Below are 26,513 nucleotides of genomic sequence, written 5' to 3'. Positions count from 1 at the left end.
CTACTTCTCGAACCTGCCCTTATGGCCGCTGCCGTTGATGTCCCAGACCAGGCTGGAGCCGGACACCGTCAGCACCAGTCCGCTGAAGCCGCGATCGTCGGGCGTGTGATGCGTGGACGCGGAGCTGCGGCCCGCCGGGATGACCTCGAGGGTCGCGCCTTTCCTCACCCAGCAGCCCTTGCCGTACTGGTCGTTGGCGCCATAGGCGAGCGCGAATTCGAAGCTGCCGTCTTTCTTCAAAAGCAGCTCGGAACCGACTTCCATGACGCCGTTCAGATAATAATGGCCGGCAAGACGGGCATCGCCCGGCTGGCACGCGTTGGCGGCAACGGGCATGCTAAAGAAAAGCGCGCTGGCAAGCGCGCCAGCAAATCGCAACCCCATGATGATCCCCCCGATCGTTGAATGAAAGTCAGACGCTGCCGGCGCCGGCCAGGAACAGCCCGGCAATGATCGCCGCCACGGCCGCGAAGGCCGGATAGATCACCAGCAGCCCGGTCACCAGCGCGTCGCGCATGGTCGGCTTGCGCGCCCCGGCCGCGACCTCGAACGGCCCAGCCGGTTGCTGCGCCGATTTGAGCGCAAAGCCGCCGGCAGGCCGCAGCCTGGCCGATGTGCCGCTCTCGATGATGTCTCCAGCCGTCGCCATGGTTCCGAACCCCTTGTTTCGGCGCGCTTTATGGTCGCGGATTGTGTCGGCAGCATGCCGCACCGATGGCGGAATTGTTTCGCTTTGGTGTGGTTTTGTTTCAGCTTTTCCTCCTTCTCTTGTGGGAGAAGGTTTCGCCGAAGGCGACGGATGAGGGGGTGCGCCAGGGAAAGGCAGCGCTATCGCGCCGATCCACCTTGTATCTCCACGAGAGAGATTTCGTGGGATTGAAGCGATTGAGCCAAGATCCGGCTGGGCAGCCGGATCTTGGCTTGGCGAAGACGCCCGTACCACCTGAGGTTACAGCCGCGGGAGAGCTTGGGATCTTCGCCTTCGTCACGCACGACCGAACAGTCGCTTGGTTCCAACCGTACGTACAAGGCAGGTTACCGTGAACAGGATCATTTGTGGAGTTGATGTTTCTAAGGATTGGCTGGACGCGCATGTCTGGCCGAGTGGGGCGATAGAGCGCTTCGCCAACGATGTAACGGGGATCGCAGCTCTTTGGCTGTTCTGCCGCAGCCACGGCGCAGCTCTTGCGGTGATGGAGGCCTCGGGCGGCTATGAGCGGCTTGGCTTCATGCTTTTGTGGGCGCACGGCATGCCATGCGCCCTGGTCAATGCCAGAAGCGTGCGCCGCTTCGCCGAGGCGATGGGCTATCTGGAGAAGACCGATCGGATCGATGCGGCTGTCATTGCCCATTATGGCGCAGTCAAGAAGACGGTCCCGACGGCACCGCCGAGCAACTCCCAGCAACGCCTTACTGCGCTGTCGGGCGGCTTTGCCAGGTAGTCGGCGATGCCACCATCAACAAGCAGCGCAAAAGCGCCGCACGCGATGCCGAGGTATGCGCCAGTATCGAGGCCATGCTGGCCTTCCTCAAGCGCGAGGAGCGGCGTCTGGAAGGCGAGATCGCCTCGATGATCGATGACGATCCGCTGTGGGCCAAGCTGGGGTCGGCCTTTCGTTCGCTCAAGGGTGTGGCTGGCCGCACCGTTGCCCGCCTGATGGCCGAACTGCCCGAGATCGGCCTTATCTCCAACAAAGCCATCGCCAAACTGGCCGGCCTCGCCCCCATCGCCAACGACAGCGGCAGGCGCAGCGGCAACAGGCATGTGCGCGGCGGACGCGCCGGGCCGCGTGGCATCCTCTTTGTCGTCGCGGCCATCGTGGCCAAGTTCGATCCGCATCTCAAAGCGTTCGCTCAACGCTTGCAGCAGGCAGGAAAGCCCAAAATGCTTATCCGCATCGCACTCGCCAGAAAACTTCTCGTCATCCTCAACGCAAAAGCACGCGACGCGAGAACCGAGTTCGCAAATGCAACTTGACAGCCCAGATAGTCGCTCTCCCCGCATGGGGAGAAGGAAAGGCGCTAACCCTTGCCGCTCCAAGCGGCATCGTTTAGGAAACGCGCGCCCATTACCAGAAAAGATCAACTCATGGCCGACAAATCCGAAAAGACGAAAGCGCGGTTGCCGCGCGGTTTTGCCGACCGCAGCGCCGAAGACGTCCGCGCCGTCGAGAAGATGATGGCGACCATCCGTTCGGTCTATGAGCTCTATGGTTTCGAGCCGGTCGACCAGCCGATGATCGAATACACCGATGCTCTCGGCAAATTCCTGCCCGACCAGGATCGTCCGAACGAAGGCGTCTTCTCCTTCCAGGATGACGACGACCAGTGGCTGTCGCTACGCTATGATCTCACCGCGCCGACGGCCCGCTTCGTCGCCGAGAATTACGACAGGCTGCCGAAACCTTATCGCAGCTACCGCTCCGGCTGGGTGTTCCGCAACGAGAAGCCCGGTCCCGGCCGCTTCCGCCAGTTCATGCAGTTCGACGCCGACACGATCGGCACGCCGGGCGTCGCCGCCGACGCCGAGATGGCGATGATGATGGCCGACGTGATGGAGGCGCTCGGCATCAAGCGCGGCGACTATGTCATCCGCGTCAACAACCGCAAGGTGCTGGATGGGGTATTGGAGGCGATCGGGCTCGGCGGCGACCAGAATGCCGGCCGCCGGCTGACCGTGCTGCGCGCCATCGACAAGCTCGACAAGCTCGGACCCGAAGGCGTCAGGCTCCTGCTTGGTCCCGGACGTTGGGATGGCGGCAAGGAAGGGGAGGGCGACTTCGCCAAGGGCGCCGGATTGAACGACACGCAAGCCGAGGCGGTTCTTCTGGCAACGGCAAGGAATGGGCAGGCCGCCCAGGATGCAAGCGTCAATGCCAACGCTGTCTATCAGGAAGGCGTCGGCGAACTGGCAACTATCGAGGCGCTGGTTAGAGCCGCAGGCTACGGCGAAGACCGCATCGTGATGGACCGCTCCGTCGTGCGCGGCCTCGAATATTACACCGGCCCTGTCTTCGAGGCCGAGCTCCTGGCCGAGATCCCCAATGACGAAGGCCAGATCGTTCGCTTCGGCTCGGTCGGCGGCGGCGGGCGCTATGACGGGCTGGTCTCGCGCTTCCGCGGCGAGCCGGTGCCGGCGACCGGCTTCTCGATCGGCGTCTCCCGGCTGATGACTGCGCTGAAGAACCTTGGCAAGCTCGACACATCCGATGTCGTCGCGCCGGTCGTGGTGCTCGTCATGGACAAGGACACGGAAAGCCTCGGCCGCTACCAGAAGATGGTCGCCGGCCTGCGTGCCGCCGGCATCCGCTCCGAAATGTATTTGGGCGGCGCCGGCATGAAGGCGCAGCTGAAATATGCCGACCGCCGGGGCAGCCCGGCCGCCATCATCCAGGGCGGCGACGAGCGCGCCAAGGGCGAGGTGCAGATCAAGGACCTGATCGAAGGCGCGCGGCTGTCAGCCGAGATCACCGACAATGCCGAATGGCGGGCCGCGCGGCCGGCGCAGGTGACGGTCGCGGAAGGTGAGCTGGTTGCCGAGGTGAAGAAGATACTCGCCGCGCAGGCCGAGGAGCGAGCACGTGGCAAGTAGAGCGCCGACCTCCCCTTCTCCCCTTGTGGGGGAAGGTGGCCGAGCGAAGCTCGGTCGGATGAGGGGTGTTCCAGCGAACGCCAGCGTCTCACTCCGTCACCCACCCCTCATCCGTCTCGGCGCTGCGCGCCGATCCACCTTCTCCCACAAGGGGAGAAGGGGAGGTGGCGCTTTATGACCTCCCGTCCCGCTATCGCCGCCGACATCGTCAACCTCTTCGCCACCAGCGACACCCACGCGGTCGAGGTCGCGGTGCTGCAGCCAGCCGATCCGTTCCTCGACATGGCGGGCGAGGATTTGCGCCGCCGCATCTTCCTGACCGAAAGCGAGACCGGCAAGACGCTGTGTCTCAGGCCCGAATTCACCATTCCGGTCTGCCTCGACCACATTGCCAGCCAGGCCGGCACGCCGCGCCGCTACTCCTATCTCGGCGAAGTGTTCCGCCAGCGCCGCGACGGCGGCAACGAGTTCTTTCAGGCCGGCATCGAGGATCTCGGCGACAGCGACACGGCCGCCGCCGATGCCCGTTCGCTCGCCGACGCGCATGCGCTGCTGTCACTGGCGCTGCCTGGACGGAAGCTCGCCGTCACGCTCGGCGACCAGACCGTGTTCGAGGCCGTGCTGGCAGCGCTAGGCCTGCCGCGCGGCTGGCGCATGCGCCTCGCCCGCGCCTTCGGCTCGGCGCCTATGTTGGAGGCCGCCCTTGCCGATCTTGCCAACCCGCCGCGCAACAGCCAGCTCTCTGGCCCGGTCGCCCTGCTGGCGCTCGACGGCGATGCGGAAGGCCTTGCCGCGCACATTGCCGAAGGCATGGAGGAGGCGGGGCTGTCGGCATCGTCCGGCCGCGCGCCGGCCGACATTGCGCGCAGGCTGATCGAGAAAGCGCAGCTGCGCAGCGTGCGTCTGTCAGACGAGGCCTTCTCCGCGCTGAAGAGTTTTCTCGAGATCGACGTCGCACTCGACGGCGCGACCGCGGCGCTGGAAGAATTCGCCGCCGACGCCGGCCTGTCGCTGGGGCCGGCGCTGGAGAATTTCGCCGCCCGCGCCAAGGCGATCGAGGCGCATGGCCTGTCCGCGGCGCAAATCCATTACGACGCCGCCTTCGGCCGCCCGCTCGATTACTATACCGGTGTCGTCTTCGAGATCGCGGCGGCGGATGGCGACCGCCCGCTGGTCGGCGGCGGTCGCTACGACAGGCTGCTGACGCTGCTGGGAGCAAAAAAGCCGATCCCCGGCGTCGGCTTCTCGGTCTGGCTCGACCGCATCGAAGCCTTGCGGGAGAACGCCGAATGATCACGTTGGCGATCCCCTCCAAGGGCCGTCTCAAGGAGCAGTCCCTCGGCGTGCTGGCCAAGGCCGGCCTGGCCGTCACCTTGCCCGAGGACGACCGCAAATATCGTGCTCACATCGACGGTCTCGACAATGTCGAGGTGGCCTTTCTCTCCGCATCCGAGATCGCCGGCGAAATCGGCCAGGGCGCGGTCGATCTCGGCATCACCGGCGAGGACCTTTTGCGCGAGAATCTTGCCGATTGGGAAGCGCGCGCCGAGATCGTCGCCCGCCTCGGTTTCGGCCACGCCGATGTCGTGGTGGCGGTGCCCGACATCTGGCTCGATGTCGACACGATGGCCGACCTTGACGACGTCGCCGCCGATTTCCGCCAGCGCCATGGCCGCAGGCTCAGGATAGCCACCAAATACTGGCGGCTGACGCAGCAGTTCTTTTCGCTGAAGCACGGCATCCAGGTCTATCGCATCGTCGAAAGCCTCGGCGCCACCGAAGGCGCCCCGGCCGCCGGTCTGGCGGACATCATCGTCGACATCACCACCACCGGCTCGACGCTGCGCGCCAACCATCTCAAGGTGCTGGGCGACGGCACGATCCTGAAGTCGCAGGCCTGTCTGGTCGCTTCGAGGAAGCGGCGTGATACGGCGGACGAGGCGCAGGTGCGCGATATTGCCGCCAAAATGGCCGCGCTGGTCGCCTGAAAGCACTTCCAGGAAAAGTGTGACGCGGTTTTCCGTCGGGAATTGCGTCAAACCAGAGGGCTCAAGCGTTTCACCCGCTTCATGAACGGTGAAACGCTTTCACCACCTCTACCTTCGGCGGGTTTCCACCGCCTTTGCAGGCTGATAGGCTCAATCATCCCGGGAGGAGACGGCGATGGCGATCAAACTCGACGAGCTCATGAACGCCACCAATCTGCGCGGGCGTGGCGCAAGCGGCACCTTCATCGCTCCGCTGGGCGGCAAGGCGCATGTGTCGGGCGACCGCTCGGTGCCCCTGCTCGACAAGACCATTCCTGAATTGTTTTCTGAAACGGTGGGCAAATACGCCACACTCGATGCCGCTATCTTCGTCGGTCAGGACAAGCGCTTCACCTGGAGCGAGCTGTCGGACGCGGTCGACGCCTTGGCTGCCGGGTTCCTGGCGCTCGGGCTGGAAAAGGGCGACCGGGTCGGCATCTGGTCACCGAATCGCTGGGAATGGCTGGTAACCCAGTTCGCCACCGCGCGCATCGGCCTGATCCTCGTCAACATCAACCCGGCCTACCGGCTGACCGAGCTGGAATACGCCCTCAACAAGGTCGGCTGCAAGGCGCTCGTCACGGCCGCCCAGTTCAAGACCTCCGACTATCTCGGCATGATACAGACGCTGGCTCCGGAGCTTGCCACGGCAGAACCCGGCAAGCTGAAGGCGAAAAAGCTGCCTTCGCTGGAAATCGTCATCCGCATGGGCGACGACAACTCGCCCGGCATGTACAATTTTGGCGACGTGCTGGCTATGGCCGGCCGCGACGAGCATGACAGCCTCGACCGCATCTCCGAAGGCCTGAAGCCGGGCGAGGCCATCAACATCCAGTTCACCAGCGGCACCACCGGCGCGCCGAAGGGCGCGACGCTGACGCATTCCAACATCGTCAACAACGGCAATTTCGTCACCTCGGCCATAAAACTCACCGTCGACGACCGGCTCTGCATCCCGGTGCCGCTCTATCATTGCTTCGGCATGTCGATGGGCACGATGGGCTGCGTGTCGAAAGGCGCGACCATGGTCTTTCCCGGCGAAGGTTTTGACGCCGGCGCGACGCTGAAAGCGGTCGCGCAGGAACGCTGCACCGGCCTCTACGGCGTGCCGACCATGTTCGTCGCCATGCTCGACCACGCGGATTTTGCGAGCTTCGATCTCTCCAGCCTGCGCACCGGCATCATGGCCGGCTCGCCTTGCCCGATCGAGGTGATGAAGAAGGTCGTGTCGCTGATGCATATGAGCCAAGTGACGATCGCCTATGGCATGACGGAGACCAGTCCCGTCTCCTTCCAGAGCAGCGTCGACGATCCGCTGGAAAAGCGCGTCTCCACCGTCGGCCGCATCCACCCGCATGTCGAGGTGAAGGCGATCGGCGCGGATGGCGCCACTGTCGCAGTCGGCGCGCCGGGCGAGCTCTGCACGCGCGGCTATTCGGTGATGAAGGGCTATTGGGACGACGCCGAAAAGACCCGCGAGGCAATCGATGCCGACGGCTGGATGCACACCGGCGACCTCGCCACCATCGATGCCGAGGGCTATTGCAACATCGTCGGCCGGGTGAAGGATATGGTGATCCGCGGCGGCGAGAACGTCTATCCGCGCGAGGTCGAGGAATTCCTCTATCGCCATCCCAAGGTCAAGGAGGTGCAGGTTTTCGGCATTCCCGACGACAAATATGGCGAGGAGCTCTGCGCCTGGATCGTGCTGAAGCCCGGCCAGATCGCCACCGCCGAGGAGATCAAGGCCTTTTGCGCCGGCCAGATCGCGCATTACAAGGTGCCGCGCTACATCCGCTTCCGCACGGAACTGCCGATGACGGTGACCGGCAAGCCGCAGAAATTTCTGATGCGCGAGGCGATGGTCGAGGAATTGGGGCTGGTGGCGCAGAAGACGGCGTGAAACGGCATTTATGGACAACGAGTTTCCAAATTTCGCGGCGCTGAAAGCCGCCAAGATCGAAAACTTGGACTATCGCATAGTCATCCGGCGCGGCGCGCGAACCGGCAGTGCGATCGTCATGGCCCCGCATGGCGGCAAGATCGAACCCCGCACCTCCCTTATCGCAGAGACGATAGCCGGGGGCGATCTCGATATGTATTGCTTCGAAGGGCTTATGCCGGAAAGCAACCGCGAGTTGCACATAACCTCCAGGAACTTCGACGAGGAATCCGCGCTGGAACTGTTGCGGACGAAATCCACTGTCGTTGCGATCCACGGCCGCCAGGATCGGGATGATCTCACGACAGTCTATCTGGGCGGCAAGGACGCCGCGTTGGTTTCAGAAATAGCCTGGCGTCTTCAGGAGGCCGGCTTCCAGACGAAAAGAGACAACCATCCGTTTCCCGGCATCCAGGATTCGAACATCGTCAACCGGGGACTGACTGGGAAAGGAGCGCAACTGGAAGTGCCCCTCTCGTTGCGCCGCCGGCTGGGGAACGAACCGGAACTTCTGGAAAAATTCTGTGGGGCGGTTCGCAGGGCCATTGAGGCATTCGACGCTAGAAATGGTGCCCAATCCTCAATCATCTTTTGAATGCTTTAAGATGCCGGTGAGAGGTGTTCTCCGCGCGCTTTTCCGCTAAAGTCACGAAAACGCATGGGCGTTCGGGGGGGCTTGAATGACTGGTTATGTCCGGTCGGTGACGTCCTACGCGATGCCGCTGGCCGCGCTGGCGATGGCTGTCGCGGTCAAGGCCAGCGGTCTTTCGGCGGACGAAGGGTCGCTGAATGCCAGGATCCTCGTCGGGGCGCTGTCCAGCGCCATCATGTTCACCACCATTTTCGTGGTACTCGACCACGCCGAGGCAGTCGCCCGGCGCGTGGGGGAGCCGTATGGAACTTTGGTGCTGACTTTTGCCGTGACCGCAATCGAGGTGTCGATCATCGTCTCCATGATGCTGCATGGAGAAAACAACCCGACGCTGGCGCGAGAGTCCGTTTTCTCGACGGTGATGATCACCTCCACCGGTGTTGTCGGCATATGTCTCACGCTCGGCGGCTGGCGCTATCGCAAGCAGGCGATCCTCCGGCAAGGAACCAACGCTTACCTGTCGGTTCTCATCGCGCTGGCCGTGATGACGCTTATTCTTCCGACCTACACCCAGGCTACGGATCCCGGCACGTTTTCGGCGGCTCAGCTCGGTTTCGTCAGTGTCCTTTCGGTGCTGCTCTATGCGAGCTTCGTGTTCGCCCAGACCGTCCGGCACCGGGAGGACTTCGTCCAAGGACAGGCGCATGACGCTCCGATGCGAACTGCCTCCCACGATAGCGTTTCCGTCAGTGCCCTGCTGCTGTTGAGCGGGCTGATCGGAATAGTCCTGCTCGCCGAGCAGGTCGCCGCAAGTGTGGAGGATGCGCTCGCCGCCTATAAGGTGACCCAGGCCGACAGCATCGTGGGGGCGTTGATCGCGGCGCTGGTTTTGATGCCGGAGGCGGTCTCGGCGATCCGCGCCTCGTTCAAGAACGAGCTGCAGCGCAGCCTGAACGTCGCGATGGGTTCGGCCTGCGCCACGATCGGTTTGACGATACCGGCGGTCGCGGCCGCCAGCCTGCTGACGGGGAGGGGATTGACGCTTGGGCTTACGGCCTCCGATGCCGTGCTCCTGGTGCTGGCCCTTTTCATATGCAGCGTCAGCTTCAGCACCGAACGAACGACATTCCTGACCGGCATGGTTCATGTCGTGTTGTTCTTTACTTATGTATTTCTGATCTTTGTGCCGTGAAGCCTCGGGTGAAAGCTGGCAACCGGGGTAAAGCCGCGAGCTTAGAGGCGCCATACCTTGCCAGGAGTACGGTCAAGAGTTGCGCTCGCCGTGCAAGCCTTCCTCTACCGCCGCCCTGTCCGTATCTCCGACGGCCTCGGCGCCGAACCTGGCTTCTGGACAAGCGGGCCGAGCAGTACTTCGCCGAACAGCGGCTGATAGCTGCGGCGCACGGCAGGGTCTTCCTTAAAGGACAGCGCGTACTGGCCGATCTGATGGAAGTAGGTGATGCGCGCCCTGACCAGGCTTTCGTCCGGCGAATAGCCCATGGCGCGAAACGAGCGGACGAGCAGCGCAATCCTGAGATCGTCCATGTCCTTCACTTCCTGCGTCAGCTTCTTCGATGTCCGCGCCCAGTCGCGCACGGCAAGGTCCAGCAACGGGCTGAACGGGTTTTCGTCGACCCAGACGTGCACGATGTCGGTGAAGAACTGCAGGCCGTCTATGTCGTGCATCTCGCGCATTGCCCAAAACGGAGCGCAGTTGATGTTGCGCCATTCCTGCAAGAGGCCATCACGGAGGTCGGCGAGGCTGGTGAAATGGAAATAGAAGCTGCCGCGCGTCACCTTCAGCTGCTTGGCCAGGCGGTCGATCTTGACCTCGGCGATGCCGCGCTTTTCCAGCACCTTGCGGGCCGCTGCGATCCAGGCATCGCGGCTCAGCGTCTGCCGGGCCGTCGTCAACCGGGCCCGCGTCCTGGCCGGTCGTTTCGTCTTTGCCGAGGCGACATCCGCTTTCAATTGCTTCCAGGCCTCCATGGTGCCAGGCGGCAATTCGCCGAGCCGTTCTCGATCAAGCCGATGTTTGCCCGCTTCGCAACCCGCAACCGTGCTCGTCCACTACGGAACATAAGGCTTAAGGTAGGGCGCTGATCCGCTGCAGCATAAGCTCGAAGAACGGCGCCGATTCGATGCGGCGCAGCACGTTGCAATTTTTGCGGCGGCCGGTGACATGCCACCAGTCGACAACGGTCATGCCGATCGTCTCGGGCGAGACTATATCCACCGTCACCGCGCATTGGCGCTTTTCGTAGATCTCCGGCGCCAGCAGGTAACCGGTGACGCAGGCGTCATGGATCGGCCGCCCCGGCGTGCCGAATTTATGGCTGCCATACTGGCGGTAGAAATCGGCGAGGTTGGCGGCCTCGATCGCGGCCCTGCTGCCGGTGGCGCGCAGGCGGTCCAGCCATTCCAGCGTCATCATCGCGGTGTAGGTGCAGTCGATGCCCGCCATGGTCAGCGGCACGCCGCTGTCGAACACTTTGTGCGCCGCATGCGGGTCGACGAAGATGTTGAACTCTGCGGCGGGCGTCGCGTTGCCGCCCTCGAAGAAGCCGCCGCCCATCAGCACCACCTCGCGCAGCCGCGGAATGATCCTCGGCTCCATGGTCATGGCCATCGCCAGATTGGTCATCGGTCCGAGCGTGCAGACGGTGAGCTCGCCCTCCGGCGCGTCCATGATCGCCCGCACGAGATAGTTGACCCCATGCTCGCTCTGCAGCGGCGTCACCGGCTCGGGAAGATCGGCGCCGTCGAGCCCGGTCTTGCCGTGCACATATTCGGCCGTCATCAGCTTTTTCACCATCGGGCCCGGGCAGCCGGCATACACCGGCACGTCGGGCCGCCCGGCGAGCTCGACCACCTTCAGCGCGTTCTTCGAGGTCAGCGGCAGCGGCACGTTGCCGCCGACCGTGGTGATGCCTACCACTTCGAGTTCGGCTGGCGAGCCGAGCGCAAACAGGATCGCGAAGGCGTCGTCCTGGCCGGGATCGGTGTCGATGATGATCTTGCGTGGTGCCATGTCGTGCCTGCCTTGCGAATGCCTATTGATGAGCCCGTTCGGATGTGTAGAAATACAGTACTGTATCTTATGTTCAAGACAGGGTCTTCGACAATGGACGAACGAGAACGCGGCGACTTTTCCGAAATTCCGATCCTCGACGTGTCGGCTCTCTACGGCGCCGACCAGGACGCGATCCGGGCGACGGCGGCAACGCTGCGCCGCTATCTCGAGACGATCGGCTTCCTCTATGTCGTCGGCCATCCGATCCCGCGCGCCGATGTCGAGGCGGTCCGCGAGGCGAGCAAGCGCTTCTTCGCCTTGCCGGAAGAAGAGAAGCTCAAGCTGAAGATCGACAGGAACTTCCGTGGCTACCTGCCCTTTGCCGGCTCGACTATTGTGACTTCATCGGTTGCGACCGTCAGCAAGCCGAACCAGAGCGAGTCGATCTTCTTCATGCATGAAGTCGACGAAGACGATCCGCGTGCGCTCGCCGAAAAGCCACTGCAGGGTCCGAACCAATGGCCGGAGGAGGCGATGCTGAACGGCTTCAGGGAAACGATCGAACGCTATGTCGAGGAGATGGGCACGCTCGCCCGCAAAATGGTCGGCGCCATCGCGCTGTCGCTCGGTTTGCCGGCCGACAGTCTCGACCGATATTTCGAACAGCCGACCACCTTCCTCAGGTTGCTGCATTATCCGACGCAGCCACAGGAAGAGGGGCTGTTCGGCTCGGCGCCGCACACCGACTACGGCTTCATCACCTTGCTCGCGCAGGACGACGTCGGAGGCCTCGAAGTCAAGAACAAGGCGGGCGACTGGGTGCCCGCGCCGCCGATTCCAGACTCCTTCGTGATGAATGTCGGCGACATACTGGCGCGCTGGTCGAACGACCAGTTCGTCTCGACGCCGCACCGCGTCATCAACCGATCGGGGCGTGAGCGCTATTCCCAGCCCTTCTTTTTCGACCCGTCGATGGACGAGACCATCGAGGCGCTCCCCGTCTGCGTGCCGGCCGGCGCCAAGCCGAAATACGAGCCGGTGCTCTATGGCGACTACCTGATGGAGCGCATCGACAAGAACTACCACTACCGCAAGAAGAAGGCCGAAGCGGCGAGCGCGTAAGCGATCGAACTTCCGCCTCCGCGCCGGTCATCCGCGCGGCGCGGAGGTGCTGAACAGATTTGCAGCCAATGCAATGAGCAAAAGGGGAACGAACATGAGAACGTATCTGTGCATGGCCAGCCTGGCGTTGGCCGCATTTGCCACTTCCTGGAGCGGGTTTTCGACTGCTGCCGAGGTTCCGAAATCGGCGGAGGTCCAGCAGACAGGCACGCTCGCCGTCGCCAACACGCTGGACTACGCGCCGTTCGAATATCTCGATGCCGACGGCAAGCAGACCGGCATCATTATCGAACTGGCCGGCGAGGTCGCCAAGCTGGTCGGCGCCAAGCTGGACGTCCAGCGCACGCCGTTTCCGTCAATGATTCCGGGCCTTGCGGCCGGTCGCTTCAAGATCGCCTGGGAGACCTTCTCGGCCACTCCGGAGCGGCTGAAGCAAGTCGACTTCGTCATGTTCCTCAAGGCCGGCCTCGCCGTCTCGACATCGCCGGACAAGAAGGCGAGCTTCAGTGGCGACACGCCGCTCTGCGGCAAGCGGATCGGCGTCTCTGCCGGCAGCGCGTCCGACTTCCTGGTCGACAAGCTCAGCAAGGACTGCACCGACAAGGGCCAGAAGGCGATCGAGAAATCGGTCTTCAACTCCTCGACCGACATCGTCCAGGCTGTCCTCTCCGACCGCGTCGACGCCCGCATGGACGATGCGACCGCGTCGAGCTATTTCGAGGTGACCAGCAAGGGCCAGCTCGTCGTCCTGCCAACCCTCTATGACGTGGCGCCCCTGGGCCTTGCCATCGCCAAGGACGACAAGGGGACCGCCGACATGATGGTCGCCGCACTGTCGGAGCTGTTCAAGAACGGCACTTACAAGACCATCCTCGAGAAATACGGAATGGGCGCCTACGCGATCAAGGAACCCTATTTCGTCAACAGCATGGATGCGCTGCGTGCCGACTGAGGCATCAACCTGAAATCGGCATCGATTTTCGCGGCTGATCATGCGCAAATTCAGTACGACATGTTTGCGCGCCCGACAGGGCGCGCGGGCGTTTTGAGCGGGGACACCGGCGTCCGGTAGACTGGACGCCCGACAGAGAGATCAGGAGTTCTGCGATGGGCGTGGCCCACCCGAGAGAGTTGAGCCTCGATCAGGGCGCCGCCGCAGCGGCGGCGCGGCTCACCGTGGTGCCGCAGCGTCGCTACGGCATCTGGATCGGCACGGCGTTCGCCCTCCTGCTGGCCTTCCTCGTCGTCCGGGCCTTCGCCAGCAACCCAGCCTTTGCCTGGGGCACGGCCGCGGGTTATCTCTTCCATCCCTCGATCATGCGCGGCCTCGCCAACACTTTGATCCTCACTGTGGTGATCATGGTGCTGGCGATCATCATCGGCACCGTCATCGCCATCATGCGCGTGTCGCCGAGCCCGGTGCTGCGCGGCTTCGCCGGCGTCTATGTCTGGTTCTTCCGCGGCGTGCCGGCGCTGATCCAGCTCATCTTCTGGTTCAACCTGTCGCTTCTGGTGCGCGAGGTCTCGCTGACCCTGCCATTCCTGGGCACGATCTTCTCCGCCCGCACCAATGATTTCATGACGCCGTTCTTCTCGGCCGTCGTGGCCCTTTCGCTCTGCGAGGCGGGCTACATGGCCGAGATCATCCGCGCCGGCATCAAGTCGGTGCCGTCCGGCCAGGCGGAGGCGGCGAGCGCGCTCGGCATGCCCTACCGTATGATCCTCAAACGCATCACACTGCCGCAGGCCATGCGCTTCGTGCTGCCGCCGACCGGCAACGAGGCCATCAATCTCTTGAAGATGACATCGCTGGTGACCTTCATCGCGGTCGACGATCTGTTCTATTCGGCCCAGAGCATCTACGCCCGCACCTTCGAGACGATCCCGCTCCTGATCGTCGTGGCGTTCTGGTATCTCACGGTGGTCAGCATCATGTCGGTCGGGCAGCATTTCCTCGAGCGCCATTTCGGCCGCAGCGACACACGCCGCGATCCGCTGACCATGCGCGCGCTGCGCAACGCCATCAGCCTGCGCGGCATCGCCCGATGAGCGACGTGAGATCCGAGAACCGGGCCCGATTCGGCGTGCCCGCCGATTCCATGGTGTTCGCGCGCGGCGTGCGCAAATCCTACGGCCAGCTGGAAGTGCTCAAGGGGATCGATCTCGATGTCCCGGCTGGCTCCGTTGCCTGCATCATCGGCCCTTCGGGCTCGGGCAAGAGCACGTTCCTGCGCTGCATCAACCATCTGGAGAAGATCAGCGGCGGGCTCCTGCTCGTCGACAGCCAGTTCGTCGGCTACGACCTCCGCGACGACAAGCTCTACGAGGTGAAGGACGATCTGCTGTGCCGGCGGCGGGCCGAGATCGGCATGCTGTTCCAATCCTTCAACCTGTTCTCGCACATGACCGTGATGGAGAACCTTATCGAGGCGCCGACGCAGGTGCGGCGCATTCCGCCCGACCAGGCAAAGGCTGAAGCCGAAATCCTGCTCAAGCGTGTCGGTCTCCTCGACAAGATCGACCGCTATCCGCGCGAGCTGTCCGGCGGTCAGCAGCAGCGCGTGGCGATCGCACGCGCCATGGCGATGAAGCCGAAGGTGCTGCTCTTCGACGAACCGACCTCGGCGCTCGATCCCGAGCTCGTCGGCGAGGTGCTGCAGGTGATGCGCGATCTCGCCGAGAGCGGCATGTCCATGGTCGTCGTCACCCACGAGATCGGATTTGCCCGCGAGATCGGCGACCAGCTCGTCTTCATGGATGGCGGCGTGATCGTCGAGCGCGGCGCGCCGCGCGAAATGATCGCCGAGCCGCAGTCGCCGCGCACGCGCGAATTCCTGTCGCGGGTTCTTTAAGGTTTGACGGCCCCTCACGCCGCAAGCACCGCCCGATCCAATCCGCGGATGATTTTCGCCAGTTCCACGCACTCGTCCTGGCGCACCTTGTTCTTCCGCCAGGCCATGCAGATCATGCGTTGCGGCATCGGCTCCTGGAACGGCACGATTCTCAAATCCGGCATGACGCCGGCCGCACTTGCCGCCATTTCCGGCACCAACGTGACGCCGAGCCCATGCGCCACCATCTGCAGGAGCGTCGTCAGGCTGGTCGCGCCGTAGCTTGCCATCGCCACGGGCCTGACATTGCCGCAGACGGCCAGTGCCTGCTCGCGCAGGCAGTGGCCTTCCTCCAGAAGCATCAGCCGCTCCAGTGCCGGACTTTCCGGGGGCACCGGCGGCGAGGCGAAGGCCGGATCGCCGGCGGGAACGGCAAGGAAGAAGCGGTCTGGAAAAAGCCGTTCGGTGACGATCGCCGGCTGATCGAGCGGCAAGGCCGCGATGAAGGCATCGAGCCGGCCTGACGTCGCATCCTCGACGAGCGACGCGGTCACCGCCTCGCGCAGCTCGAGCTGGAGGGAAGGATAGTGCTTTTTCAGCTCCGGCAGCACATGCGGCAGGAGGTAGGGCGCGACCGTCGGGATGATGCCCAGCCGGAAGCGCCCTTCCATGGTCGGGCGGCCGCGCCGGGCAGTCGTCTCGACGTCACGTATATCGGCCAGAATGCGCTCGATACGCGGCCGCAAGGCAAGCGCCTCGTCGGTCATGCGCACGGTCTTGCCGCCGCGCTCGAACAACAGGCAGTTCAGCCGCTCTTCCATCTCGGCGATCTGCGCGGAAAGGGCCGGCTGGCTGACGCCGGCAAGCTTCGCCGCGCGGCCGAAATGCAGCGTCTGCGCCAGCGCGTCGAAATATTGCATCTGCCGAACGGTGAGGCCAATCATAAGAAAATCCTATCAAATGAAACAGGAAAGGCAATTTGTCTTTATCGGCTGGCCGGCCTAGTCTGGAATCATTCCAGCTTGGCGCGGCCAATGGCTGCCCCCGGAAATTTCGGCAAAATCAACCTCGGCAAAAAACCTCGGCAGAACGGGAGATTAAGATGGACGCGAAAACCGAAGACAACAGCGCGGGCAAATGCCCTGTGGCGCATGGATCCGCGCGGACCAACCGCGACTGGTGGCCGAACCAGCTCGACCTTTCCGTTCTCCACCAGCAGTCGAACCTGTCGGATCCGATGGACGAAGACTTCGACTACGCCAAGGAGTTCGCAACGCTCGACCTCGATGGGGTGATCGCAGACCTGCATAAGGTGATGACGGATTCGCAGGACTGGTGGCCGGCCGACTTCGGTCATTACGGGCCGCTCTTCATCCGCATGGCCTGGCACAGCGCCGGCACCTATCGCATCGGCGACGGCCGCGGCGGCGCCGGCGCCGGTCAGCAGCGTTTCGCACCGCTGAACAGCTGGCCGGACAATGCCAATCTCGACAAGGCGCGCCGGCTGCTGTGGCCGGTCAAGCAGAAATACGGCCGCAAGATCTCCTGGGCCGACCTTCTGATCCTCACCGGCAACGTCGCGCTGGAATCGATGGGCTTCAAGACCTTCGGCTTCGCCGGCGGCCGCGCCGATGTGTGGGAGCCGGAGCAGGATGTGGACTGGGGCTCCGAAACCAAGTGGCTCGGCGACGAGCGCTATTCGGGCGACCGTGAGCTTCGCGGCCATCTCGGCGCCGTGCAGATGGGCCTGATCTATGTCAACCCGGAAGGCCCGAACGGCAAGCCGGACCCGGTCGCCGCCGCGCGCGACATCCGCGAGACCTTCGGCCGCATGGCCATGAACGACGAGGAGACCGTGGCGCTGATCGCCGGCGGCCACACTTTCGGCAAGACGCATGGCGCCGGCGACGCCTCGCTGGTGGGCGCCGAGCCGGAAGGCGCCGGCATCGAGGCGCAGGGCCTCGGCTGGTCGAGCAAATACGCCTCCGGCATTGCCGGCGACGCCATCACCTCGGGCCTCGAGGTCACCTGGACAACGACGCCGACCAAATGGAGCAACAACTTCTTCGACAACCTCTTCAACTTCGAATGGGAGCTGACGAAGAGCCCGGCCGGCGCCCATCAGTGGACGCCGAAGGGCGGCGCCGGCGCCGGCACGGTTCCGGATGCGCACAATCCCTCCAAGCGTCACGCGCCGGCCATGCTCACCACCGACCTCGCGCTGCGTTTCGATCCGGCCTATGAGAAGATCTCGCGCCGGTTCCACCAGAACCCGGACCAGTTCGCCGACGCCTTCGCCCGCGCCTGGTTCAAGCTCACCCACCGCGACATGGGCCCGGTCGTGCGCTATCTCGGCCCGCTCGTGCCGAAGGAAGAGCTGATCTGGCAGGATCCGATCCCGGCCATCGACCACGAGCTGGTGAGCGAGGCCGACATCGCTGCGCTCAAGGCGAAGATCCTGGCTTCGGGCCTGTCCGTCTCCGAACTGGTTTCGACCGCCTGGGCCTCGGCCTCGACCTTCCGCGGCTCGGACAAGCGCGGTGGCGCCAATGGCGGCCGCATCCGGCTGGCGCCGCAGAAGAACTGGGACGTCAACCAGCCGGCTCAGCTCGCCAAGGTGCTCAGCAAGCTGGAAGCCATCCAGAAGGAGTTCAACGCGGCCCAGACCGGCGACAAGAAGGTCTCGCTTGCCGACCTCATCGTGCTTGGGGGCGTCGCCGCGGTCGAGAAGGCAGCGAAGGATGGCGGCAATGAGGTCAAGGTGCCGTTCACGCCGGGCCGCATGGATGCTTCGCAGGAGCAGACGGATGTCGCCTCTTTCGCGCCGCTGGAACCGAAGGTCGACGGCTTCCGCAACTATGCCCGCGGCAGGCTGCCGATGTCGGTCGAAGCGATGCTGGTCGATCGCGCCCAGTTGCTGACGCTGACGGCGCCGGAGATGACGGTGCTTGTCGGCGGTTTGCGCGTGCTCGGCGCCAATGTCGGCGGCTCGAAGCACGGCGTCTTCACCGACAGGCCGGGCCAGCTCACCAACGACTTTTTCGTCAACCTGCTCTCGATGGCCACTATCTGGGAGCCGGCGGCCGGCTCCGAGCCGGGTTCCGATGAAGTTTATGAAGCACGTGACCGCAAGACCAAAGAGGTGAAGTGGACCGGCACCCGCGCCGACCTGATCTTCGGCTCGCACGCGCAGCTGCGCGCGCTGTCCGAGGTCTACGGCTCGGCTGACGCCAAGGCGAAATTCGTCAAGGATTTCGTCAAGGCATGGACGAAGGTGATGAACGCCGACCGCTTCGACATCGCGAAATAAGGTCGTACCTCCCAAGAAAAAAAGGCGCGGGTCATGCCCGCGCCTTTTTGCTTGTTCGGCCGAAGCAATTCCAGGAAAAGTGTTCTGCGGTTTTCCGTCCGGAATTGCTTCAACGAAAAAGACGGATCAGTCTTTTTCGAAGATGCCGGCCTTGGCGACGACACCGGCAATCGCCCCGCCGATCAGCGGCGCGACGATGAACAGCCAGAGCTGGCTAAGCGCAGCACCTCCCGAAAACAGCGCCGGGCCGATCGAGCGGGCCGGATTGACCGAGGTGCCGGTCACCGGGATCATGGCGAAGTGGATGCCTGCCAGCGTCAGGCCGATGACCAGGCCGGCGAAGGCGGTCGTGTGCTTGGCGTTGGTGACGCCGAGGATCACCGTGACGAAGGTGAAGGTGCCGATCAGCTCCCACAGGAAGGCCGAGCTCATGCCCCATTTCGTTTCGTCCCAGCCATTGGCGCCGAAGCCGCCGGTGTGGCCGCCGGCCTGGCCGGAAACGATGATCCACAGCGCCAGCGAGGCGATGATGGCGCCGATGATCTGCGCGATCCAGTAGGGGACGACGTCCTTGGCCGGCATCCGCCCTGCCAGGAACACGCCGAGCGTTACCGCCGGGTTGAGATGCGCGCCCGAGATCGGGCCGATCGCATAGGCCGCGGCGATCAGGCCGATGCCGAACGCCAGGCCAATGCCTTCCTGTCCGAGCGGCAGCGCGCCGCCGAAACCGCCCGTGACCACGGAGGCCGTACCGATGAACACCAACAAAAACGTGCCGAGAACTTCTGCCAGATAAGTCTTCATTGCCCTCTCCTCATAGGATCCGTCGAACTGCATTTCCCACGTCGCGAATCACTTCCGGAAGAGTATTCCTGCAGGAAACACTTGGAAAGCTGAGAGGTTAAGCCGGTGAGCTTTCTTGCAGGGGTCGATCAAAAACATTAGAAGTCTTTCATGTTCTGATCGATTGTTCTTGTTTCCCGGCTCAGCCGCTCACCATGGAAAAAGCGTTCGACCAAATCCTCCGGTCTTGAAACGTCGTTTCATCGGCAAACCGAACGGAACTGTTTCAATCCTGGCCTGAAAGGCTTTATGAGCGGGCTGAAACCGATTTGTAACAGCTACGGAAAACGGGATGCGACTGGGCGGAAGGCTGGCGGCGGCGATAGAGGTTCTTGAAGACATCGGCCGGCGCCACCGGCCGGTGGCCGACGCTTTGCGCGACTGGGGCCTGTCGCATCGCTTCGCCGGCGGCGGCGATCGCGCGGCGATCGGCAACATCGTCTATGACGCGCTGCGCCGCAAACGCTCGGCCGGCTGGCTGTTCGGCGAGGACACGCCGCGCGCCATCGGCTTCGGCGCGCTTCTCTTGGAGTGGGGGCAGACGGCGCAGTCGCTCAACGACGCGCTGGACGGCGACAGATTCGCGCCGCCGCTGCTCAGCGCATCCGAGTTGAAGGCGGCGGCCGAGCGCAGGCTTGGTAAGGCCCCCGATGCCGTGCGGGCGGATGTTCCGGACTGGTGCGCACCGCTGCTCGAGCAAACCTATGGCGACGCCTGGGTCGAGGAAGGCGCGGCGCTCGCCCAGCGCCCGCCGCTGGATCTCAGGGTCAACACGCTCCAGGCCGATCGCGCCAAGGTGCTGGCCGAGCTCCAGGGCACGGGTGCCGCGCCCGCGAGAATCGCGCCGAACGGCATCCGCATCCCGCCGATCGACGGCGACGGCAGGCATCCGAACGTGCAGGCCGAGCCCGCCTTCCAGAAAGGCTGGTTCGAGGTGCAGGACGAGGGCTCGCAGCTTGCCGCGGCGCTCGCCGGTGCTGCGCCCGGCATGCAGGTGCTAGACTATTGTGCGGGCGCCGGCGGCAAGACGCTGGCGCTGTCGGCCGAGATGGACAATCGGGGCCAGCTCTTCGCCCATGACGCGGAAAAGGTGCGGCTGGCGCCGATCTTCGAGCGCATCCGCCGCTCGCACAACCGCAACGTCCAGGTCGTCAGCAAGCCGGCGGAGCTTGCGCCGCTCACCGGGCATATGGACCTCGTGCTGATCGACGCGCCCTGCACCGGCAGCGGCACCTGGCGGCGACGGCCCGACGCCAAATGGCGGCTGACCGAGCGACAGCTCGATGCCCGAAAAGGAGAGCAGCAGGCAATCCTCGATACCGCGCAGGCCTTCGTCAAGCCGGGCGGCCTGCTGGTCTACATCACCTGTTCGGTGTTCGATGCAGAGAACGGCGAGCAGGTCGCGGCCTTCTGCGAACGCCATGAAGGTTTTGCGCCGGTCGACCATCGCCAGCTCTGGGACAGCCGCTTCCCCGGCCACCAGGCGGCCGCGCGTATCGGCGCAGGCGGCGGCATCTCGCTGTCGCCGGCGCTGAGCGGCACCGACGGATTCTATTTCCACGCCTTGCGCAGGGCTGCTTGAGGACGGCCGTCCTTTTGCTGCGCTGCAACATAGGAGATTGCCTGTCTTGCCTGCCTCTGCAATAAGCTTCGCCAGCAAATAGGAGGCGAAGCTCCATGGCAGCTAAGATCGTACCCGCTCCCGACTTCGAGGAACGCGTCAGGACCTCCTTTGCCCGGCAGAAAGCAATGGCGACGATCGGTGCCGAGCTGACCTTGGTGACGCCAGGCATCATCGAGATCGAGATGCCTTATTCCACCTCGCTTACCCAGCAGCACGGCTTCCTGCATGCCGGCGTTATCTCCACAGCGCTGGACTCCGCCTGCGGCTACGCGGCTTTCTCGCTGATGCCGGAGAATTCCGGCGTTCTGACCATCGAGTTCAAGGTGAACCTGCTCGCGCCGGGCAGGGGCGAGCGCTTCCTGTTCCGCGGCTCCGTGACGAAGCCCGGCCGCACCATCATCGTCGCCGACGGCCAGGCCTATGCCTTCGCAGCCGACGGCGAGGCCAAGCTGATTGCCACCATGACCGGCACCATGATGACGGTGGTTGGCCGCGACGGTATTGAGGGATGAGGAGCGGTCAGCACAACAGGCGAAAAGCCCCCGAACGGGCTTTTCGAGCGACGAACGCCCGGAGCCATGGGGAAGGGCCGGCAGGCGGCAAGCGGCACGTTGTCCCTTTCCCTTCGTCGTAGCAAATAGGGGTAAAGCTTCATGACTGTGGAAGTGTCACACCTGTCGGACAAATCCGTTCTCTTCGTCATGGCGGTGGAGGCCGAATATGGCCCGCACCTCAAAAACCTGTTCACGCCGTTGATGACCGGCGTCGGTCCGGTCGAGGCCGGTGTCAGGCTGGGCGCCGAGCTGGCCGCGTTGAAGGCCGAGGGAGCGCTGCCGGACCTGATCGTCTCGTTGGGCTCGGCCGGCAGCCGCAAACTGGAACAGGCCGAAATCTATCAGGCCGTGTCGGTGAGCTATCGCGACATGGACGCTTCGCCGCTCGGCTTCGAGAAGGGGGCGACGCCTTTCCTCGACCTGCCGGTGGCGGTGCCGCTGCCTCTCCTCATCCCGGGCATCAAGACAGCCTCGCTCTCGACCGGCGGCGCGATCATCTCCGGTGCCGCCTATGATGCCGTCGACGCCGACATGGTCGACATGGAGACCTTCGCCTGCCTGCGCGCCTGCCAACTGTTCGGCGTGCCGCTGATCGGGCTGCGCGGCATTTCCGACGGCGCGGCCGATCTCAGGCACGTCAGCGACTGGACGGAATATTTGCATGTGATCGATGAGAAGCTGGCTGCGGCCGTCGGCTTGCTGGAGCAGGCGATCGAATCCGGCGCGATCCGCCTGGATTAGGCCCGAAGGGACCGAAAGCCGCAGCGCGGAGCCCATTGCGTCGACTCGTTTCTTTCTCTAAAGGCTCGCCATGACGACGACAGCCAATCATCCCGACACCGTCCTGATTGTCGATTTCGGCAGCCAGTTCACGCAGCTCATCGCCCGCCGCATCCGCGAGGCCGGCGTCTTTTCCGAGATCGTGCCGTTCCAATCGGCGGAAGCTGCCTTCAAGCGCATCAAGCCGAAAGCGGTGATCCTGTCGGGCGGCCCGGCCTCGACCACCGACATCGGCAGCCCGCGCGCGCCGCAGGTCGTCTTCGACGCTGGCGTGCCCGTGCTTGGCATCTGCTATGGCCAGATGGCGCTCTGCGTGCAGATGGGCGGCCTCGCCGAAAGCTCCAACCATCGCGAGTTCGGCCGCGCCTTCGTCGAGATCGAAAAGGAGAGCCCGCTGTTCGAAGGCCTGTGGGCGCCCGGCCAGCGCCACCAGGTATGGATGAGCCATGGCGACCGCGTCATCGAATTGCCGCCAGGCTTCAAGGTGCTTGGCAAGTCGGAAAGCTCTCCCTTCGCCATCTTCGGCGATATCGAGCGCAAGATGTACGGCATCATGTTCCATCCGGAAGTGGTGCATACGCCGGACGGTGCCAGGCTGCTCCGGAACTTCGTCCACAACATCGCCGGCATCGAGGGCGACTGGACGATGCGGGCCTATCGCGAGCACGCGGTGGAGACGATCCGCAAGCAGGTCGGCAAGGGCAAGGTCATCTGCGCGCTCTCGGGCGGCGTCGACTCCTCCGTCGCGGCGCTTCTCATCCATGAGGCGGTCGGCGACCAGCTGACCTGTATCCTCGTCGACCATGGTCTGATGCGTAAGGACGAGGCCAAGAGCGTGGTGGAGATGTTCCGCCAGCACTACAACCTGCCGCTGATCTTGGTCGACGCCTCCGACCGCTTCATCTCGGCGCTGGAAGGCGAGGCTGATCCTGAAAAGAAGCGCAAGACCATCGGCCGGCTGTTCATCGAGGTTTTCGAGGAAGAGGCGAAGAAACTCGGCGGCGCCGATTTCCTGGCCCAGGGCACACTCTATCCCGACGTCATCGAAAGCGTCTCCTTCTCCGGCGGTCCGTCGGTGACGATCAAGTCGCACCACAATGTCGGCGGTCTGCCCGAGCGCATGAACATGAAGCTGGTCGAGCCGCTGCGCGAATTGTTCAAGGACGAGGTGAGGGCGCTGGGTCGAGAGCTCGGCCTGCCCGAAAGCTTCATCGGCCGCCATCCCTTCCCTGGTCCCGGCCTTGCCATTCGCTGCCCGGGCGGCATCACGCGCGAAAAGCTGGAGATCCTGCGCGAGGCCGATGCCATTTATCTCGACGAAATCCGCAAGGCCGGCCTCTACGACGCCAATCTGGCAGGCCTTCGCGGTGCTGCTTCCGGTGCAGACGGTGGGCGTGATGGGCGATGGCCGCACCTATGAATTCGTCTGCGCGCTGCGCGCCGTGACTTCCGTCGACGGCATGACGGCCGACTTCTACCACTACGACATGGCCTTCCTCGGCGCCGCCGCCACGCGCATCATCAATGAGGTCAAAGGCATCAACCGTGTCGTCTACGACGTGACGTCGAAGCCGCCCGGCACGATCGAGTGGGAATGAGGCAGCTTCGCTCGCTGACTTTTGGTAATTGTCAAAACTGAATCCGTAAATGTCTGAAGAAAAATGTTTTTCCTTTCTCAGGCTATCGCTAACTATCGCCCCTAAGCGATGGCATTTGACGGTAAATCTGACGGTAAAGGTTTCCCCGCCCCCTGTCTTGCCGCCCAATACCGACATGACGCCGGTCTATAGATCACCCTGCTTTTCCCATTAACCATTTGAAATGCAATCGTTATCCTTAAAGGTTGACGGTAAAATCATTGACGGTAAAATCGATTTCTGACTCGTCCTTTTTTTCCCGATGGTTATGGAGCCATGTTAACCGACATTGCGCTTAAGAAGTTGAAACCAAAGGAGAAAATGTACAAGGTTTCCGATCGTGACGGTATGTACGCGACGGTTTCTCCAACGGGGCAGATTGCATTTCGGTATGACTACCGGATGAACGGCCGGCGGGAGACTCTGACGCTGGGCCGCTACGGTGAGGGAGGTATCACGCTGGCGGAGGCGCGCGACCGCTGCATCGCAGCGCGGAAGATGGTGGCAGCCGGAAAGTCTCCCGCGCAGGAAAAGCAGCGCGAAAAGCATCGGCTGTCAGCCGCGGCGACCTTCGGCGATGCAAGTAGACGCTGGTTCAAGGACGCAAAGATGGCGGAGAGCACCCGTTCGATGCGGAAGGCGATTTTCGATCGAGACATTTCGCCGATTTGGCAGAAAAGGCTCCTAACCGAGATCTCACCTGACGACTTGCGGGCACTTTGCGTGAGAGTGAAGGACCGCGGCGCGCCTGCAACAGCCATTCATATCAGGGATATTGTTAAGCAGATCTATGCTCACGCCATTCTGCATGGCAAAAAGATTAGCAATCCTGCGGACGAAGTGGGGCCGGCGTCGATAGCCACCTTCGAGGCGAAAGATCGAGCACTGTCGCCCGCAGAGATCCGGATCATGCTGAAAGAGTTGGAGAATGTGCCGACGTTGCCGACCATTCGGCTTGGCCTAAAGCTTATCTTGCTCACGATGGTCCGCAAGGGTGAACTGCTCGACGCAACGTGGGCTGAGGTCGATTTCGAGAACGCCGTCTGGAATATCCCAAAGGAACGCATGAAGCGGAAGAAGCCGCATAATGTGTACCTTTCACGGCAATCGCTCGATATCATGATAGCGCTTAAGACTTGCGCGGCTAATTCGCGGTATGTGCTGCCGTCTCGCTACGATGCCGATGAAACCATATCACGCGCGACCTTCAATCGCGTAACTGCAGCGATTGTCGAGCGCGCAAGGAAGCAAGATCTTCCACTTGCGCCTTTCACGGTGCACGATCTCCGGCGCACCGGGTCTACACTTTTGAACGAAATCGGGTTCAATCGCGACTGGATTGAAAAATGTCTTGCCCACGAAGACGGCCGCTCATCGCGCGGTGTCTACAACAGGGCTGAATATGAGTTGCAGCGTCGTCATATGCTGCAGGAGTGGGCTGACATGGTCGACTCCTGGACAGCAGGCAAGAAGCATACGCCTGCACTTCAGCCGCCTACAGGAGGAGTGATTACTCTCGATCCGATTTGACGGGTCGAGTCTTTCGTAGCCTCACGTTGGGAGCTGGCCCGCGCTCGATTCTTCCAGCAGATGATGCAGTCCGCCGCTCCTCGATCCAAGCTTCGACCTCTGCCAAGTCCCAGACAACACAGCGGGGTGTGAGATTGAAGCGTCTTGGGAATTCGCCACGCTGCTCCATCTCATAGATCGTAGTGTCCGACAGCGGGACGATTGCTCGCAGCTGCGAACGGCGAATAGTTCGCAGCACTCGACGTGACCCAATATGGGGAAGCGGAAGTGGGGCCGACCGCCCAATTTCAGCACTCACGAATCGTTCCAGCCCTGAACACTGCTGCTGTTTGGCCATTTCGTACCCGACAGGTTGCCTTCTCGCTCAAACCGTCGCGCAACTTTTGGAAGTATTCTACCGCCTTCAATTGCGATGACATATCCCCACTCGCGAATGAGAAGACTCATTTGATGCGTGAGCTGACTGGCGGCAACGGCACGCCAGTAGGCGATTTTGAACAGTTTCAAGCAGTGAACATCATATAGGTGGAAACTGCGCATCACATACCCTGCCCCTGACACCGTCAAGCGCGGATTCTTGTATTGGTCTCACTATAGGTTCAAATTGGCTCGGTCATAACATTACGTGTACCGCGTCGAGATCGGCAGTGCGACGGAGTTCAACCGGTCGCTGAACGCCGACCTGGGCGGCGCTGCCTCGCCCACCGGCTTGGTGATACCTCGTGCGGTCTTTGAGCACGTCGGTCAACGGGGCGGGCGATGCGGTCAAGCGCGCTGCCCTGCGCAGCAACCTCCGCGCGCTGGCCGACATGTTCATCCATCCGCAGTCGGTCGAGCTCATTCGCAACGCGAACAACCGCGGCGCCAGGATCGGCATCGCTGATGCATTGGGACGCTCGGCGGCCGAAGCAGGCAGTACGCTCTATTGCCGATAAGATGGAACCCGCCAGGAAGTCCACGGCGCATACTGCGGCGCAGGGGCCATGCGCGCCGGCGGCGCGATCACTTCGGACGCGACGGCTCGCACGGCGTTGGAGAGCGGCGGGACTCTTTACGAGCGTGCCGGGCAACGTTAATGCGCTCGTTCTCGATGATCCATCGATTCTCGCTACGTGG

24 protein-coding genes and 2 pseudogenes are annotated in these 26,513 nt (G+C 63.2%); 18 read left to right on the top strand and 8 right to left on the bottom strand.

What is annotated here, in order from left to right:
* Both ACVMIM_RS27960 and ACVMIM_RS27955 read right to left on the bottom strand, forming a co-directional pair.
* On the bottom strand, positions 1–384 hold the full coding sequence (locus tag ACVMIM_RS27960) for a hypothetical protein (RefSeq protein ID WP_476115832.1): 384 nt from the start codon (positions 382–384) through the stop codon (positions 1–3).
* Positions 385–412: 28 nt separating this feature from the next.
* Complete coding sequence (locus tag ACVMIM_RS27955) at positions 413–649, bottom strand: hypothetical protein (RefSeq protein ID WP_476115830.1); 237 nt, start codon at positions 647–649, stop codon at positions 413–415.
* A gap of 391 nt (positions 650–1,040) precedes the next feature.
* Here ACVMIM_RS27955 and ACVMIM_RS27950 point away from each other — a divergent pair.
* The 7 genes and pseudogenes from ACVMIM_RS27950 to ACVMIM_RS27920 all read left to right on the top strand — a co-directional run bounded on the left by ACVMIM_RS27950 (position 1,041) and on the right by ACVMIM_RS27920 (position 9,345).
* Positions 1,041–1,978: pseudogene (locus tag ACVMIM_RS27950) on the top strand (IS110 family RNA-guided transposase).
* 111 nt (positions 1,979–2,089) lie between these two features.
* Entirely contained in the window at positions 2,090–3,592 is a 1,503-nt protein-coding gene (gene hisS / locus ACVMIM_RS27945) for a histidine--tRNA ligase (RefSeq protein ID WP_476115829.1), read from the top strand.
* A gap of 174 nt (positions 3,593–3,766) precedes the next feature.
* Positions 3,767–4,885, top strand: coding sequence for an ATP phosphoribosyltransferase regulatory subunit (locus ACVMIM_RS27940; RefSeq protein ID WP_476115827.1), 1,119 nt, complete (start codon positions 3,767–3,769; stop codon positions 4,883–4,885).
* Positions 4,882–5,580, top strand: a complete 699-nt coding sequence (gene hisG, locus ACVMIM_RS27935) for an ATP phosphoribosyltransferase (protein WP_476115825.1) — start codon at positions 4,882–4,884, stop codon at positions 5,578–5,580. Before ACVMIM_RS27940 ends, hisG begins: the two co-directional genes overlap by 4 nt.
* 175 nt (positions 5,581–5,755) lie before the next feature.
* A complete protein-coding gene (locus ACVMIM_RS27930; RefSeq protein WP_476115823.1) occupies positions 5,756–7,522 on the top strand; it encodes an AMP-binding protein in 1,767 nt (588 codons plus the stop codon).
* Positions 7,523–7,532: 10 nt separating this feature from the next.
* The gene (locus tag ACVMIM_RS27925) at positions 7,533–8,156 is read left to right on the top strand and encodes a poly-gamma-glutamate hydrolase family protein (protein ID WP_476115821.1); all 624 of its coding nucleotides are present in this window, start codon (positions 7,533–7,535) and stop codon (positions 8,154–8,156) included.
* Between the two features lie 85 nt (positions 8,157–8,241).
* Positions 8,242–9,345: a calcium:cation antiporter gene (locus ACVMIM_RS27920; protein WP_476115819.1), complete on the top strand. Its 1,104-nt coding sequence runs from the start codon at positions 8,242–8,244 to the stop codon at positions 9,343–9,345.
* A gap of 104 nt (positions 9,346–9,449) precedes the next feature.
* Here ACVMIM_RS27920 and ACVMIM_RS27915 read toward each other — a convergent pair whose 3' ends face one another.
* Positions 9,450–10,124, bottom strand: a complete 675-nt coding sequence (locus ACVMIM_RS27915; protein WP_476117393.1) for a TetR/AcrR family transcriptional regulator — start codon at positions 10,122–10,124, stop codon at positions 9,450–9,452.
* Positions 10,125–10,239: 115 nt separating this feature from the next.
* Positions 10,240–11,184 (bottom strand): nucleoside hydrolase, encoded by a 945-nt coding sequence (locus tag ACVMIM_RS27910; RefSeq protein WP_476115817.1) that lies wholly within the window; start codon positions 11,182–11,184, stop codon positions 10,240–10,242.
* A 93-nt stretch (positions 11,185–11,277) separates the two neighbouring features.
* Here ACVMIM_RS27910 and ACVMIM_RS27905 point away from each other — a divergent pair, with 93 nt between their 5' ends.
* The 4 genes from ACVMIM_RS27905 to ACVMIM_RS27890 all read left to right on the top strand — a co-directional run bounded on the left by ACVMIM_RS27905 (position 11,278) and on the right by ACVMIM_RS27890 (position 15,140).
* A complete protein-coding gene (locus ACVMIM_RS27905; RefSeq protein ID WP_476115815.1) occupies positions 11,278–12,288 on the top strand; it encodes an isopenicillin N synthase family dioxygenase in 1,011 nt (336 codons plus the stop codon).
* Positions 12,289–12,382: 94 nt separating this feature from the next.
* Entirely contained in the window at positions 12,383–13,240 is an 858-nt protein-coding gene (locus ACVMIM_RS27900) for an ABC transporter substrate-binding protein (protein WP_476115814.1), read from the top strand.
* Positions 13,241–13,395: 155 nt separating this feature from the next.
* Positions 13,396–14,337, top strand: a complete 942-nt coding sequence (locus ACVMIM_RS27895; protein WP_476115812.1) for an amino acid ABC transporter permease — start codon at positions 13,396–13,398, stop codon at positions 14,335–14,337.
* A complete protein-coding gene (locus ACVMIM_RS27890; protein WP_476115810.1) occupies positions 14,334–15,140 on the top strand; it encodes an amino acid ABC transporter ATP-binding protein in 807 nt (268 codons plus the stop codon). The genes ACVMIM_RS27895 and ACVMIM_RS27890 overlap by 4 nt, the downstream gene beginning before the upstream one ends.
* Positions 15,141–15,154: 14 nt before the next feature.
* Here the strand turns inward: ACVMIM_RS27890 and ACVMIM_RS27885 are convergent, their stop codons facing one another.
* The gene (locus ACVMIM_RS27885; protein ID WP_476115809.1) at positions 15,155–16,063 is read right to left on the bottom strand and encodes a hydrogen peroxide-inducible genes activator; all 909 of its coding nucleotides are present in this window, start codon (positions 16,061–16,063) and stop codon (positions 15,155–15,157) included.
* Between the two features lie 158 nt (positions 16,064–16,221).
* On the opposite strand from ACVMIM_RS27885, the gene katG reads away from it, so the two are divergent.
* Entirely contained in the window at positions 16,222–18,429 is a 2,208-nt protein-coding gene (gene katG, locus ACVMIM_RS27880) for a catalase/peroxidase HPI (RefSeq protein WP_476115807.1), read from the top strand.
* Between the two features lie 126 nt (positions 18,430–18,555).
* Here katG and ACVMIM_RS27875 read toward each other — a convergent pair whose 3' ends face one another.
* A complete protein-coding gene (locus tag ACVMIM_RS27875; protein ID WP_040997556.1) occupies positions 18,556–19,233 on the bottom strand; it encodes an MIP family channel protein in 678 nt (225 codons plus the stop codon).
* Between the two features lie 331 nt (positions 19,234–19,564).
* Here ACVMIM_RS27875 and ACVMIM_RS27870 point away from each other — a divergent pair, with 331 nt between their 5' ends.
* The 5 genes and pseudogenes from ACVMIM_RS27870 (at position 19,565) to ACVMIM_RS27850 (ending at position 25,397) form a co-directional block, all read left to right on the top strand.
* Positions 19,565–20,854, top strand: coding sequence for an RsmB/NOP family class I SAM-dependent RNA methyltransferase (locus ACVMIM_RS27870; RefSeq protein WP_476115805.1), 1,290 nt, complete (start codon positions 19,565–19,567; stop codon positions 20,852–20,854).
* Between the two features lie 95 nt (positions 20,855–20,949).
* Positions 20,950–21,408, top strand: a complete 459-nt coding sequence (locus ACVMIM_RS27865; protein WP_476115804.1) for a PaaI family thioesterase — start codon at positions 20,950–20,952, stop codon at positions 21,406–21,408.
* Between the two features lie 141 nt (positions 21,409–21,549).
* Positions 21,550–22,191 carry a 5'-methylthioadenosine/S-adenosylhomocysteine nucleosidase gene (locus tag ACVMIM_RS27860; protein ID WP_476115802.1) on the top strand — a complete coding sequence of 214 codons (642 nt, stop codon included), beginning with the start codon at positions 21,550–21,552 and terminating at the stop codon, positions 22,189–22,191.
* 70 nt (positions 22,192–22,261) lie between these two features.
* A pseudogene (gene guaA / locus ACVMIM_RS27855) lies at positions 22,262–23,828 on the top strand (glutamine-hydrolyzing GMP synthase).
* A gap of 315 nt (positions 23,829–24,143) precedes the next feature.
* Entirely contained in the window at positions 24,144–25,397 is a 1,254-nt protein-coding gene (locus ACVMIM_RS27850; RefSeq protein WP_040990714.1) for a tyrosine-type recombinase/integrase, read from the top strand.
* Here the strand turns inward: ACVMIM_RS27850 and ACVMIM_RS27845 are convergent.
* A complete protein-coding gene (locus ACVMIM_RS27845; protein WP_476115800.1) occupies positions 25,378–25,734 on the bottom strand; it encodes a helix-turn-helix transcriptional regulator in 357 nt (118 codons plus the stop codon). The two genes, ACVMIM_RS27850 and ACVMIM_RS27845, sit on opposite strands and share 20 nt — an antisense overlap.
* On the bottom strand, positions 25,692–25,904 hold the full coding sequence (locus tag ACVMIM_RS27840) for a hypothetical protein (protein WP_476117483.1): 213 nt from the start codon (positions 25,902–25,904) through the stop codon (positions 25,692–25,694). The genes ACVMIM_RS27845 and ACVMIM_RS27840 overlap by 43 nt, the downstream gene beginning before the upstream one ends.
* Before the next feature lie 224 nt (positions 25,905–26,128).
* Between ACVMIM_RS27840 and ACVMIM_RS27835 the strand changes: the two genes are divergently transcribed.
* Positions 26,129–26,332, top strand: a complete 204-nt coding sequence (locus ACVMIM_RS27835) for a hypothetical protein (protein ID WP_040990716.1) — start codon at positions 26,129–26,131, stop codon at positions 26,330–26,332.
* Positions 26,333–26,513 lie beyond the last annotated feature (181 nt).

The organism is Mesorhizobium sp. USDA 4413 (genome assembly GCF_056280365.1).
The sequence above is the reverse complement of the archived record's forward strand: the minus strand, read 5'-3'. Positions and strand labels throughout refer to the sequence as shown.

What these genes read in the sequence shown, in the direction of transcription:
- ACVMIM_RS27960 (WP_476115832.1), bottom strand. Translation starts at nt 384, where the DNA reads ATGGGGTTGCGATTTGCTGGCGCGCTTGCCAGCGCGCTTTTCTTTAGC.
- ACVMIM_RS27955 (WP_476115830.1), bottom strand. Translation starts at nt 649, where the DNA reads ATGGCGACGGCTGGAGACATCATCGAGAGCGGCACATCGGCCAGGCTG.
- hisS (WP_476115829.1), top strand. Translation starts at nt 2,090, where the DNA reads ATGGCCGACAAATCCGAAAAGACGAAAGCGCGGTTGCCGCGCGGTTTT.
- ACVMIM_RS27940 (WP_476115827.1), top strand. Translation starts at nt 3,767, where the DNA reads ATGACCTCCCGTCCCGCTATCGCCGCCGACATCGTCAACCTCTTCGCC.
- hisG (WP_476115825.1), top strand. Translation starts at nt 4,882, where the DNA reads ATGATCACGTTGGCGATCCCCTCCAAGGGCCGTCTCAAGGAGCAGTCC.
- ACVMIM_RS27930 (WP_476115823.1), top strand. Translation starts at nt 5,756, where the DNA reads ATGGCGATCAAACTCGACGAGCTCATGAACGCCACCAATCTGCGCGGG.
- ACVMIM_RS27925 (WP_476115821.1), top strand. Translation starts at nt 7,533, where the DNA reads ATGGACAACGAGTTTCCAAATTTCGCGGCGCTGAAAGCCGCCAAGATC.
- ACVMIM_RS27920 (WP_476115819.1), top strand. Translation starts at nt 8,242, where the DNA reads ATGACTGGTTATGTCCGGTCGGTGACGTCCTACGCGATGCCGCTGGCC.
- ACVMIM_RS27910 (WP_476115817.1), bottom strand. Translation starts at nt 11,184, where the DNA reads ATGGCACCACGCAAGATCATCATCGACACCGATCCCGGCCAGGACGAC.
- ACVMIM_RS27905 (WP_476115815.1), top strand. Translation starts at nt 11,278, where the DNA reads ATGGACGAACGAGAACGCGGCGACTTTTCCGAAATTCCGATCCTCGAC.
- ACVMIM_RS27900 (WP_476115814.1), top strand. Translation starts at nt 12,383, where the DNA reads ATGAGAACGTATCTGTGCATGGCCAGCCTGGCGTTGGCCGCATTTGCC.
- ACVMIM_RS27895 (WP_476115812.1), top strand. Translation starts at nt 13,396, where the DNA reads ATGGGCGTGGCCCACCCGAGAGAGTTGAGCCTCGATCAGGGCGCCGCC.
- ACVMIM_RS27890 (WP_476115810.1), top strand. Translation starts at nt 14,334, where the DNA reads ATGAGCGACGTGAGATCCGAGAACCGGGCCCGATTCGGCGTGCCCGCC.
- ACVMIM_RS27885 (WP_476115809.1), bottom strand. Translation starts at nt 16,063, where the DNA reads ATGATTGGCCTCACCGTTCGGCAGATGCAATATTTCGACGCGCTGGCG.
- katG (WP_476115807.1), top strand. Translation starts at nt 16,222, where the DNA reads ATGGACGCGAAAACCGAAGACAACAGCGCGGGCAAATGCCCTGTGGCG.
- ACVMIM_RS27875 (WP_040997556.1), bottom strand. Translation starts at nt 19,233, where the DNA reads ATGAAGACTTATCTGGCAGAAGTTCTCGGCACGTTTTTGTTGGTGTTC.
- ACVMIM_RS27870 (WP_476115805.1), top strand. Translation starts at nt 19,565, where the DNA reads ATGCGACTGGGCGGAAGGCTGGCGGCGGCGATAGAGGTTCTTGAAGAC.
- ACVMIM_RS27865 (WP_476115804.1), top strand. Translation starts at nt 20,950, where the DNA reads ATGGCAGCTAAGATCGTACCCGCTCCCGACTTCGAGGAACGCGTCAGG.
- ACVMIM_RS27860 (WP_476115802.1), top strand. Translation starts at nt 21,550, where the DNA reads ATGACTGTGGAAGTGTCACACCTGTCGGACAAATCCGTTCTCTTCGTC.
- ACVMIM_RS27850 (WP_040990714.1), top strand. Translation starts at nt 24,144, where the DNA reads ATGTTAACCGACATTGCGCTTAAGAAGTTGAAACCAAAGGAGAAAATG.
- ACVMIM_RS27845 (WP_476115800.1), bottom strand. Translation starts at nt 25,734, where the DNA reads ATGGCCAAACAGCAGCAGTGTTCAGGGCTGGAACGATTCGTGAGTGCT.